This window comes from Flavobacterium micromati (assembly GCF_900129585.1).
GTDB classification, from domain to species: domain Bacteria; phylum Bacteroidota; class Bacteroidia; order Flavobacteriales; family Flavobacteriaceae; genus Flavobacterium; species Flavobacterium micromati.
In genome coordinates, this window is the sequence record NZ_FQWF01000010.1 from 66211 (window position 1) to 78897 (window position 12687).

The 12687-nt window shown below is 33.0% G+C and carries 11 protein-coding genes; all 11 read left to right on the forward strand.

Translation table 11 applies throughout. The features are described 5' to 3' along the window. Positions 1-23 precede the first annotated feature (23 nt). The 11 genes from BUB42_RS11490 to BUB42_RS11540 all read left to right on the forward strand — a co-directional run bounded on the left by BUB42_RS11490 (position 24) and on the right by BUB42_RS11540 (position 12686). Positions 24-1283 carry an MFS transporter gene (locus BUB42_RS11490; RefSeq protein ID WP_073020471.1) on the forward strand — a complete coding sequence of 420 codons (1260 nt, stop codon included), beginning with the start codon at positions 24-26 and terminating at the stop codon, positions 1281-1283. 128 nt (positions 1284-1411) lie between these two features. Then, on the forward strand, positions 1412-3025 hold the full coding sequence (locus BUB42_RS11495) for a glycoside hydrolase family 3 protein (RefSeq protein ID WP_073020473.1): 1614 nt from the start codon (positions 1412-1414) through the stop codon (positions 3023-3025). Positions 3026-3162: 137 nt separating this feature from the next. After that, positions 3163-5355: a catalase/peroxidase HPI gene (gene katG / locus BUB42_RS11500; RefSeq protein ID WP_073020475.1), complete on the forward strand. Its 2193-nt coding sequence runs from the start codon at positions 3163-3165 to the stop codon at positions 5353-5355. A gap of 206 nt (positions 5356-5561) precedes the next feature. Next, complete coding sequence (locus BUB42_RS11505; RefSeq protein WP_073020477.1) at positions 5562-6200, forward strand: peroxiredoxin; 639 nt, start codon at positions 5562-5564, stop codon at positions 6198-6200. 173 nt (positions 6201-6373) lie between these two features. After that, on the forward strand, positions 6374-6682 hold the full coding sequence (locus BUB42_RS11510) for a thioredoxin family protein (protein ID WP_073020479.1): 309 nt from the start codon (positions 6374-6376) through the stop codon (positions 6680-6682). A gap of 81 nt (positions 6683-6763) precedes the next feature. Next, entirely contained in the window at positions 6764-7021 is a 258-nt protein-coding gene (locus tag BUB42_RS11515; protein ID WP_073020481.1) for a DUF6952 family protein, read from the forward strand. A gap of 183 nt (positions 7022-7204) precedes the next feature. Next, positions 7205-7702, forward strand: a complete 498-nt coding sequence (gene tpx / locus BUB42_RS11520) for a thiol peroxidase (RefSeq protein WP_073020482.1) — start codon at positions 7205-7207, stop codon at positions 7700-7702. 9 nt (positions 7703-7711) lie between these two features. Continuing rightward, positions 7712-8086: a diacylglycerol kinase family protein gene (locus BUB42_RS11525; RefSeq protein ID WP_073020484.1), complete on the forward strand. Its 375-nt coding sequence runs from the start codon at positions 7712-7714 to the stop codon at positions 8084-8086. A 19-nt stretch (positions 8087-8105) separates the two neighbouring features. Beyond that, on the forward strand, positions 8106-10550 hold the full coding sequence (locus tag BUB42_RS11530) for a DNA translocase FtsK (RefSeq protein WP_073020486.1): 2445 nt from the start codon (positions 8106-8108) through the stop codon (positions 10548-10550). A gap of 4 nt (positions 10551-10554) precedes the next feature. Further along, a complete protein-coding gene (locus BUB42_RS11535; protein ID WP_073020673.1) occupies positions 10555-11244 on the forward strand; it encodes an outer membrane lipoprotein periplasmic chaperone LolA1 in 690 nt (229 codons plus the stop codon). An 8-nt stretch (positions 11245-11252) separates the two neighbouring features. Further along, on the forward strand, positions 11253-12686 hold the full coding sequence (locus BUB42_RS11540) for an LptF/LptG family permease (RefSeq protein WP_073020488.1): 1434 nt from the start codon (positions 11253-11255) through the stop codon (positions 12684-12686). Position 12687 lies beyond the last annotated feature (1 nt).

The window sequence follows — 12687 nt, forward strand, 5'->3', positions numbered from 1 at the left end:
CAAATTACCAATAAGCAACTTAAATGAAAGCAGATAACAGACCATGGTATTGGATTCCCGTATTAAATTTCGCATCGGGATTTCCTTATGTGATAATAATTTCGGTCTCCGTGCTGATGTACAAAAACTTAGGAATTAGCAATGAAGACATTGGTTTATATACCAGTTTATTGTATTTGCCGTGGGTTATAAAACCATTATGGAGTCCATTTATTGATTTATATGGCACCAAGAGAAATTGGTTTCTAACGATGCAATTCCTTATTTCAATTGCCTTTATTATAGTTGGTTTTATTATTCCTACTAGTCATTTTTTTGTGTTGAGTTTAGCTGTTTTTTGGGTCGCTGCTTTTGCATCGGCTTCCAATGATGTAGCAAGTGATGGTTTTTATATGCTGGCTTTAAGAAAAGAGCAACAGTCTTTCTTTTTAGGAATTCGAAGTACATTTTACAGAGCTTCAATGCTTACTGGAAACGGCTTAATTATTTTACTGGCAGGATATTTAGAACATCGTTTTGGTAATAATCAGCAAGCATGGTCTTACACAATGATTTTCGTGGGCCTTGTAATGACGATCTTAACTGTTTACAACTATTTTGCGACACCAAAAGCAGAGTTGCCAATTGCAGTAGGTCAAGAAGAGGAGAAAAATTTTAGCAAAGTTTTTATTAGTTTTTTCAAGAAGAAACAAATTGTTTTAATTCTGGCTTTCATTCTTTTATTTCGTTTGGGAGAATCGCAATTGCTAAAGATGTTAACTCCTTTTTTAGTAGATCCTATTAATGACGGCGGAATGGGATTACAAACCGAAGATGTTGGAATCATTTATGGAACTTTTGGCCTCATTGCACTTACCATTGGCGGTATTTTAGGCGGAATTGTAATTTCGAAAGATGGTTTGGGGAAATGGATGTTACCCATGATTTTAGCGATGCACTTGCCAATTATAGGATTCGTTCTATTATCTCACTTTCATCCAAGTTCTGTAATTTATATTTATTTGACAGTAATTGCGGAGCAGTTTGGATACGGTTTTGGTTTTGCAGCCTTTATGATGTATTTAATTTATGTCGCTGATGGCGAATCAAAAACTTCCCACTATTCTATTGCCACAGGATTTATGGCACTAGGAATGATGCTTCCTGGAATGGTAAGTGGTTACATTCAAGATTATTTAGGTTATGGTAATTTCTTTATTTGGGTTTTTATTGCTACTATTCCTGGATTAATACTTTCGAGATTTTTGATATTTCCCAAGAATTTTGGGAAGAAGACAACCTAAAATCGTTACTACGGATTAATCCAAAAATATAACCGCAGATTCGCAAATTATTTTAAAAAATTTATAATCTACGCATCTTCGGTAAAAATTATTCCAAGCTTTATTTGATACTAGCAAACTAAAAAAAAATGACATTAGAACAAAAAATAGGACAATTTTTCTTTCCCGCAGTATTCATTAACGATACGGAAGAAAATATTCAGGCAACTGAAAAATTAATTAAAGATTATAACATTGGCGGACTTACTTTTTTTCATAGTAGAGCGAGCGCAGCAACTAATTTTGAAACCAAGAAAAAAGTAATTTTTAATGATGATAGTTGTCAGCGTTTAAAGGAACTCATTGTTCGCTATCAAAAATGTGCTCCTACTCCACTGTTAATCAGTATTGATGCCGAATGGGGCTTAGCAATGCGCGTCGAAAAAACACCTCAATATCCTTATGCAATTACGCTAGGCGCTTTGTCTGAATCAAAATCTCATTTGGTTTACGAAGTTGGAAAACAAATTGGTTTTGATTTAAAATCAGTTGGAATTCATTACAATTTAGCGCCACTAGCGGATATCAACAATAACCCCAATAATCCTGTTATTGGGTATCGTTCCTTTGGCGAAAGCAAAGAAAAAGTCAGCGATTTTGCATTAGAATATTTAAGAGGAATGAATGATGCTGGCGTGCTAGGCTGTCTGAAACATTTTCCTGGTCATGGTAACACAAACGTCGATTCTCACCTGGGCTTGCCAATATTAGAAGAAAATTTAGAACAATTATTAAAAAACGAGCTGGTTCCCTTTATAAAAGGAATCGAAAATAATGTCGATTCAATAATGATAGGTCACTTGGCCGTTCCGGCTTTGAATGATGGAAAAAATACCTCGGCTACCTTATCTAAATCTATTATAGAAATGCTTTTGCGAAAGCAATTAGGTTATGATGGATTAGTAATTTCTGATGCCTTGAACATGCGAAGTGTTTCCGATTTATACACTAAAAAAGGACAATTAGAATGGGAAGCTTTCAATGCTGGAAATGATGTACTTTGTTTTGCAGAAAATGTCGCTGAAGGAATACAAGAAATCCTAAACAATGCAACAGCATCAAGAATTGCGGAAAGTTATAATCGTATTGTAAAATGCAAGCAAAAAGTTGGTTTACTAAATTTTGAAACTGCGGTAAAATCAATATCAGATTATGAATTCGATTTTGAAAAAACTTCTGATTTAAATTATCAAATCGCTAAAGCTTCCATCACTAAAATCATCGATAACGGCAATACGCAAGCTGTTTTTGATGCAAAAGCAAAAAGTACGCTTGCCAAATTAAGTCTTTATAAAAAAACTGATAACCGATTTTTTAAAGTTTTATCTAATGATTTAATGTCACCGGAATTTAGTTATCAAAGTGAGGAAAAGTTAGATTTGGAACAGCTAGAAAAAGACCTTGAAGGTTATGACACTATAATTATTGCATTATTTGTTCCTAAAGCAAAACCACTTGACAATTTTGATATAGACGAAGAAGTTCTTGTTTTTTTGCAAAAAATATTTAATATCAAAAAATGCATTTTATATGTTTTTGGAAACCCCTATTCACTCCAAGTGATTCCAAACTCAAAATCAGTGCTTGGAATCGTACAAGTATATCAAGATTTTGATGAGTTTCAAACTGTTGCCGCCAAACATCTGTTAGGGAAGCTGGAATGCAATGGAACTCTTCCTGTTTCTATCAATTGGTTGGATTGAAAAATTGGATTTCTGATTTAAACTTGTTATAACTAAAATTGATTACTTCATAAAAACTAATAATTAAAATCAATTAATATTCTCGTTCTTTACGTTAAGTTTGTACTGGTCAACTTATTAAACTAAAACAAACGTATATGGAACTTTCAAATGATTTAAGCAAATGTCCTTTTAGTCCAAAGGAATACAATTCAAGACCCGCAATAACAAATCAGCACTGGTGGCCAAAAGCTCTAAATTTAGATATTCTTAGCCAACATGATACTAAAACAAATCCGCTAGGAAGTAATTTTAATTATGCTGACGAATTTAAAAAATTAGATTTAGAGGCTGTTAAATCGGATTTAAAAAATTTAATGACTGATAGTCAAGATTGGTGGCCTGCTGACTGGGGCCATTATGGAGGTTTAATGATCCGTTTAGCTTGGCACTCTGCGGGAACTTACAGAGTCTCTGATGGACGTGGCGGGAGTAACACAGGAAATCAGCGATTTGCACCTATAAATAGCTGGCCTGACAATGGAAATTTAGATAAAGCACGACGATTACTTTGGCCAATAAAGAAGAAATACGGAAATAAAATTTCGTGGGCTGATTTAATTATTCTTTCAGGAAACATGGCTTATGAGTCTATGGGATTTAAAACTTTTGGTTTTGCTGGAGGACGTGAAGATATTTGGCACCCAGAAAAAGATATTAGTTGGGGGGAAGAAACAGAGTGGCTGGCAAAGTCTGGAGGCTTAGGAAGTAGATATTCTGGCGAAAGAGAGTTAGATAGTAAATTAGCCGCTGTAATGATGGGCTTAGTTTATGTGAATCCAGAGGGTGTTGATGGTCAGCCCGATCCTTTGAGAACAGCTTACGACGTGCGTGTTACTTTTAAACGCATGGCAATGAATGATGAAGAAACTGTTGCCTTGACCGCGGGTGGTCACACCGTAGGGAAAGCGCATGGAAATGGTGATGCTTCTCTGCTAAGTAAAGAGCCTGAAGGAAGTGAAATGGAAACTCAAGGTTTTGGATGGTTAAATCCAAAAAATAATGGCAATGGTGCTGACACTGTTACAAGCGGCTTAGAAGGTTCATGGACTACCAACCCAACACGTTGGGACAATGAATATTTCCATTTGTTATTTACTTATGACTGGGAATCGAAAAAAAGTCCTGCTGGTGCGTGGCAATGGGAACCAATAAATATTAAAGAAGAGGATAAACCCATTGATGCTTTTGACCCTTCAAAAAGAAATAATCCAATTATGACTGATGCCGATATGGCAATGAAAATGGATCCTATTTATAGAAAAATATCAGAACGCTTTCACAAGGACCAAGCTGATTTTGATGATGTTTTTGCTAGAGCATGGTTCAAATTAACACATAGGGATTTGGGTCCAAAAAACAGATATCTAGGCGCAGATGTTCCCGATGAAGTATTGATTTGGCAAGATCCTATCCCAACAGTCGACTATACTTTATCCGATTCAGAAATTGAGGAGTTGAAAGTAAAATTACTTGGAATTGGTTTAACACGACCAGAATTAATAAACACAGCTTGGGATAGTGCTCGAACATTTAGGGTTTCTGACCTTAGAGGTGGTGCAAATGGGGCCCGAATTCAATTATCTCCGCAAAAAGACTGGACTGGAAATGAACCAGACCGTCTTAAAAAAGTCCTCGCCACACTCAAACAAATTCAAGCGGATTTAAGTAAAAAAGTTTCCATCGCAGATTTGATAGTTCTGGGAGGGAATGCCGCAATTGAAAAAGCGATTCAAGATGCAGGATTTGATGTAAAAGTACCTTTTAATGCTGGTAGAGGTGACGCAACAGCAGAAATGACTGATGCAGAATCCTTTGAAGATTTAGAACCAAATGCAGACGGTTTTAGAAATTTTTACAAAAGTGAGAATACAATAAATCCAGAAGAATTATTATTGGATAGAGCACAATTGCTAGGATTAACAGCACCAGAAATGACTGTTTTAATTGGAGGTATGCGTGTTTTAGGAACTAATTATCAAGGTTCAAAAGAAGGAGTGTTTACTAATAATGAAGGTGTTTTGACTAATGATTTCTTTGTTAATCTTACTGACATGAATTATAGTTGGAAACCAATTGCAGATAATCTATATAATATTGTCAATAGAAAAAGTGGCGTAACTAAATGGACTGCAACCAGAGCTGATTTAGTATTTGGTTCAAATTCTATTTTAAGATCTTATGCTGAAGTTTACGCACAAGATGACAACAAAGAAAAATTTGCAATTGACTTTGTAAAAGCATGGACAAAAGTTATGAATAACGATCGTTTTGATATAAAATCAAATTAACTATTAACTTTTTAATAATTCAAAAATCCACTTTTTAAAGGTGGATTTTTGTTTTGCAATAACTTTCAGAAAAGGAATATGAATATATCAATTATAAAGTTTTTCTATGGTTTTATAAATAAATAGCATAAAAAACTATCGTTAAAACTGTATTTCTGAACTACTTTTGCACTGTGAAAACAATAACAATTTAAAATAAAAATAATATGTCTTTAGTAGGAAAAAAATTCCCAAGTATTGCAGTTGATGCTATTTCAGAAATGGGTGATAATTTAAAAATCAATATTTTTGAAGAAGCAGTAAATAATAACAAAAAAGTACTTTTATTTTGGTACCCAAAAGATTTTACTTTTGTATGTCCAACTGAATTACACGCTTTTCAAGCTGCTTTACCCGAATTTGAAAAAAGAAATACAATCGTAATCGGTGCTTCTTGCGATACGAATGAAGTTCACTTTGCTTGGTTAAATACTCCAAAAAATAACGGAGGAATAGAAGGAGTTACTTACCCAATTCTTGCAGATACGAACAGAAATTTATCCAACATTTTAGGAATTCTTGATATTGATTCAACTGAATATTCTGAAGAGACTGATTCAGTTATTGTTGAAGGATCTAATGTAACTTTTAGAGCTACATACTTAATAGACGAGACAGGAAAAATTTTCCACGAAAGTGTAAATGATATGCCATTGGGTCGTAACGTAAACGAGTATTTACGTATGGTTGATGCCTACACTCACATTCAGGAAAAAGGAGAAGTTTGTCCTGCTAACTGGGAACCAGGTAAAGAAGCAATGAGTGCCGACAGAACAAGTACTGCTGAGTATTTAACCCTGAACTAAGAAGAAAATCAAATTTAAAATTCCAAATTCCAAGACAGATTATACAAGTTTAATTTGGGATTTGGGATTTAGGATTTGGAAATATAAAATAAAAAAATATTAACCTTTTTAAAAGTTTTAAATTTTGATCTTGACATTGGAATTTGGAATTTATAAAAATTATAATTTAAAATATGTTAATCGAATTAACTGAAGATACGTTACAGGATTTAATTTCCAAAAACGAAAAAGTAGTAGTTCAATATTCGGCATCATGGTGCGGAAACTGTCGAATTATGAAGCCAAAGTTCAAAAAATTAGCAACTGAAAACGAAGCAATCACTTTTGCACTTGTAGACGCTGAAAATTTCCCAGAATCTAGAAAACTTGCCAATGTAAGTAATCTACCAACTTTTGCCACTTTTGTAAATGGTAAATTAGTAAACGAAACACAAACAAACAAGCAAGAAGTTTTAATTGAATTAGTAAACGAAATCGTTTAATTGGTTAAAAGGGATAATCGTTCAAAAATGTTTGCCCAGCCAAATCAACAAATTAACGGATAACCGAATAAATATTAAAAGATGAAATTACCTGTAATAAAGCATTTGACACAATTTATAGAGGAAAATGATGAAGATTACATCATTGAAACTATTGACGTTCTGGAGGCTATGACTGAAATACCATCACTAAAAGATGAAGAGTTAGATGTTATAGGTGAATTAATTTCCAATATGTATGGGGCTTTGGAGGTTAATAAATTAATAAAAATCGGAACTGATAAAAAAGAAGCGTTAAACACTTTTATGAAAAGAGTTTTAGGTTCAATAGACAAATAACATTATCTCCTTAAAAATATTGGAACGCACTCTAAATCGAGTGCGTTTTTTATTTGTAAAAGAGAATTATTTGAAGTTTAAATAAATATACGGCGTATCAATAAGACAAATTTTATACGATTACTTCTGAACAAATTCTTAAAAAATTTTCATACTTTTGAACCTCACAAAAAAACAAACAACATGGCTTCAATTACATTAGGAGGAAATCCAATTCATACATCAGGAGAGTTACCAGCAATAGGTACCAAAATCGCTGATTTCAAATTAATTAATACTGATCTTGCAGTAGTTTCACTTAGTGATTTTGCAGGTAAAAAGGTAGTTTTAAATATTTTTCCCAGCGTTGATACTGGAACATGTGCAGCATCAGTTAGAAAGTTTAATGAAAATGCAAGCAAATTAGAGAATACAAAAGTTTTATGTATTTCAAGAGATTTACCATTTGCACAAAAACGTTTTTGCGCGGCTGAAGGATTAGAGAACGTGGTAAACTTATCGGATTTTAAAAATGGTGAATTTGGTAAAACTAATGGTTTAGAAATAACTGACGGACCTTTAGCGGGATTGCATTCAAGAGTAATCATTGTAATTGATGAAAACGGAATAATTACGCATACGGAACAAGTAGGTGAAATTGCTGATGAGCCTAATTACGAAGCTGCAATAGCAACACTTTAATACTTCCTGATGGAATTTCAAAAAGACAATAACTTTATTTCGGGGAGAATTAAAAGTTTTACGTTTGCTTTCCAAGGTGCTAAAAAATTAATCACAACGGAGCACAGTATTATGGTGCAATTCTCTTTAGGAATTATCATGACTATTACTGGTTTTTATTTTGGTATCTCTAAAACAGAGTGGCTTTTTCAAACAATGGCTATTGGCTTAGTACTTAGCGTTGAAGGATTAAATACGGCAGTTGAAAAAATCGCTGATTTTATTCATCCAAGTTATCATCAAAAAATTGGATTTATTAAAGATATTGCTGCTGGGGCAGTATTTTTTGCTGCATTGACAGCAGTCATAATTGGTTTAACAATTTACGTACCTATAATTTTTTAGGTATTATTACAAATTTTAGATGGCAAAATCAACAAAAGCTACTCCTTCAAATAAAAAAGCTGAGACTAAATCAGGGCCTAAAATTACATCACAGCTAACCAAGCAACATAAAATTGTTATTGGTTCTTTGTTGGTTTTATTTTCCATAGCATTAGTTGTTGCCTTTATATCTTTTTTTATCTATGGACAACAAGATCAAAGCGCAGTTCAGCAGTTAGGTGATAGAACAGAAGTTGTTGGAAACTGGTTGGGAAAATTTGGTGCTTTTTTAGCTGATTTACTCATTTACAAGGGCTTTGGAGTTGCTGCTTTTATATTTGGACGCTTATTTTTTCTCTCTGGAATTTATTTGGTTTTAGGAATCAGTGTTCGGAAATTAAAAAGTATTTGGTTTTGGGATCTATTCGTAATCATAATTTTATCAGTATTATTTGGATTTTTTGCGACTTCAGCACCAGAATTAGGTGGAACAATTGGTTATGAGTTGAATTTATTTCTACAAGATTACATTGGGAAAACCGGAACGCTATTAGTCTTATTGTTTGGTTTAATTGTTTATATTATTTTTAAACTACAACTCTCTCCAGATAGCATTCAGTCCTTTTTTAATGATTCTAAAAAAGAAATGAATTCAACTGCTTTGACCAATCTATTAAATCATACAGCAGGAGACTACAATTTAGAAGAATTTGCTGTCAATGATGAAGATGATGATATTCATTTAAAAACAAATGGTTCTCTGTTTGAAATCAATAAGGAAGCCTTAAAACCTACCATAAGTAATTCGTCTGATATACAAAGAGAACCAATTGCTAGGCAGCTTACTATGGAAGTTACTCCTCCTCCATTTCCAGAAGTTATTGTGTCTGCTAGTGACTCATTTGTAATAGAAACAGCGGCTGAAGAAGATATTATTGAAGAAAATTTAGCTTCTAGATTAGTGGCTGATTTTGGATTATTTGATCCTACTTTGGATTTATCCAATTATAAATTCCCAGTAATTGATTTATTAAAAGAATATTCCACGGGCGGAATTACAATTAATCAGGAAGAATTAGAGGAAAATAAAAACCGAATTGTAGATACGCTTCGCAATTACAAAATAGAAATCGCGCAGATAAAAGCGACTGTTGGACCATCAGTGACCTTATATGAAATTGTCCCCGAGGCAGGAATTAGGATCTCTAAAATAAAAAGTTTAGAGGATGATATTGCATTATCACTGTCGGCATTGGGAATTCGTATCATAGCGCCTATTCCAGGAAAGGGAACTATAGGAATTGAAGTTCCGAATAAGAATCCAACAATGGTTTCTATGAAAAGTGTTATTGGCTCAGCCAAATTTCAAGAAGCAGAAATGGAATTACCAATTGCTCTTGGAAAAACAATTTCAAATGAAACTTTCGTCGTTGATCTAGCTAAAATGCCACACTTACTAATGGCTGGCGCGACCGGACAAGGAAAATCCGTAGGCTTAAACGCTGTCTTGACTTCACTTTTGTATAAAAAACACCCAGCAGAAGTCAAATTTGTCTTGGTTGATCCCAAAAAAGTTGAACTTACACTTTTTAACAAAATTGAAAGACATTATTTAGCTAAACTTCCAGACATGGATGATGCTATTATTACTGATAATGCCAAAGTAGTTAACACCTTGAACTCTCTTTGTGTAGAAATGGACAACCGATATTCATTGCTTAAAGACGCAATGGTTCGAAATATTAAAGAATATAACGATAAATTTAAAGCGCGGAAACTAAATCCTGAAAATGGACATCGATTTCTACCATATATAGTATTAGTTGTTGACGAATTTGCCGATTTGATTATGACAGCTGGAAAAGAAGTCGAAGTTCCTATAGCGCGTTTAGCGCAACTGGCGCGGGCAATTGGAATACATTTAATTATTGCTACACAAAGACCATCTGTGAATGTTATTACTGGACTCATAAAAGCCAATTTCCCCGCTAGAATTGCCTTTAGAGTAACCTCAAAAATAGATTCTAGAACAATCCTAGATACACAAGGCGCTGATCAATTAATAGGACGCGGAGATATGCTTTATACAAATGGGAATGATGTAGTGCGGGTACAATGTGCTTTTATTGACACACCAGAAGTAGAAAAAATAACCGAATTTATAGGTTCACAAAAAGCATACGCCACCGCTTATTTACTTCCAGAGTTTGTAGGTGAGGAAAGCGGCATAAATCTTGATATGGATATTTCCGACAGAGATACCTTATTTAGAGAAGCCGCTGAGATTATTGTAAATGCGCAGCAAGGATCAGCTTCTTTATTACAACGAAAACTTAAATTAGGTTACAATAGAGCAGGTAGGTTGATAGATCAACTGGAAGCCGCGGGAATTGTTGGCCCTTTTGAAGGAAGTAAAGCACGAAGCGTCAATATTTTAGATATGAGTTCTCTTGATCAATTTTTCAGTAATGAACAAAATAAATAAAACAATGAAATTAAGCAATCAAGAATCTGCAAAAAATTATTTGAACGGAATATCACAAAAAGTCATCGTAATTACTACTTTACTACTTTTTAGTTTTTCAATTCAAGCACAAGATAAAAAAGCAAAACAACTTTTAGATGAAGTTACAGCTAAAGTTAAAAGTTACAGTAATATCACAATAGATTTTAAATATTCATTAAATAATGCAAAAGAAAATATAAACCAAGATAGCAAGGGGAATGTAATTATGAAGGGCAATCAATATGTGTTGAGTTTCATGGGAGTTACAAAGGTATTTGACGGCAAAAAAACATACACAATTGTTCCAGAAGATGAAGAAATTACTATTTCTACGGTAAATGATAAAGATGATAATGCCATAACCCCTTCAAAAATGCTTACATTTTTTAATTCAGGTTATAAGTATGAAATGGATATTTTGCAAAACGTAAAAGGGAGAAAAATTCAATATATCAAACTAGTCTCTACGAATCCAAAGGATTCTAGAAAAGAAGTTCTGCTTGGAATTGATGTTCAAACAAAACATATTTATAATTTGATTGAAGTTGGAAAAAAAGGTACCAAAACAACTTTAACGGTTAATTCTTTTAAAACCAACCAACCTTTATCAAAAAATCAATTTACATTTGTAGGGAGTAAATATCCAAATTACTACATCAACAAATTAGATTAGTACATTAAGTGAAAATTCTTGACAAATACTTATTAAAAACCTTTCTGACTACATTTACTACCGTATTTGTAATCTTATTTTTCATATTTATACTTCAAACCGTTTGGTTATTTATAGCTGAATTAGCGGGAAAAGATTTAGATTTAGTGATGATTATAAAATTCTTAGCGTTTTCAATGCCAAGGATTGTACCTTTAGTTTTGCCGTTGTCTATCTTGCTATCGTCAATAATGACTTTTGGAAATTTAGCTGAAAATTATGAATTTGCTGCAATGAAATCTTCTGGAATTTCGCTTCAAAGAGCGATGAGAAGTTTAACGGTTTTTATCATATTGTTGAGTATTGTTGCTTTTTTCTTTTCTAACAATGTAATTCCTTTTGCTGAGTATAAGTTCATCAATTTTAGGAAAAACATTGCTCAAGTTAAGCCTGCTTTAGCTATTACTGAAGGACAATTTAGTGATGTTGGTTTTTATAATATTAAAGTCAACAAAAAAAGTGGAGCAGAAGGAAATACGCTCACCGGAATAACTATTCATAAAAAATCTCAAACTGGTGATGGCAGTAAAACAGTTATTAAAGCTAAAAATGGCGAATTAATTAGCAGTGAGGAAAGTAGTATTTTACAATTAGTTCTCAATGATGGTTATTATTACGAAGATATTGTACCTAAAAATTATAGTGATCGTGACAAAATGCCTTTCGCGAAAAGCTCATTTAAAAAACAAATTATTAATATTGATTTATCAGAATTGAATAAAGTGGATATCAAGGAAGAATCAGTAGCCAATACAAATACAATGCTAACGGTCAATGAATTGAACTATACTTTAGATTCCTTAAAAAAGAATATGAAAAGTGATATCATTTCGTTTGCAGAAAACAGCAATCTCAAGATTGCCTATCCTGAAAAAAATAAGGCGATTATCAGCAAGAGAAATAAGTTACTTCCAAAAGATATATTGTCGTTATATACCAACCAAGAAAAATCTAATATTTTACAGTTAGCAAAAAGTACACTTGAAAATAGTATTTATTCAATTGACAGTACAAATAGTGAATTACTTAACAAGCAAAAAAACATAAACAACCACTTATTAGCATTTTATGATAAGTTTGTTATTGTTTTTGCATGCTTTTTGATGTTTTTTATTGGAGCGCCTTTGGGAGCAATAATTAGAAAAGGAGGACTTGGTCTTCCCATAGTTTTTGCTATTTTGATCTTTATCAATTTCCATTTTATAAATACCTTTGGAAAAAGATTAGCGCAGGAAAATGGAATGACACCATTTATGGGAGCTTGGATTTCCTCCTTCGTTTTGACTCCTTTAGCCATATTGTTAACTTATAGAGCCACAAATGATATTGGATTAATAAATATGGATGTTATACTGGCTCCTTTCCAAAAAATTATTAAAAAATTATTCCCATCACAAAACTAAA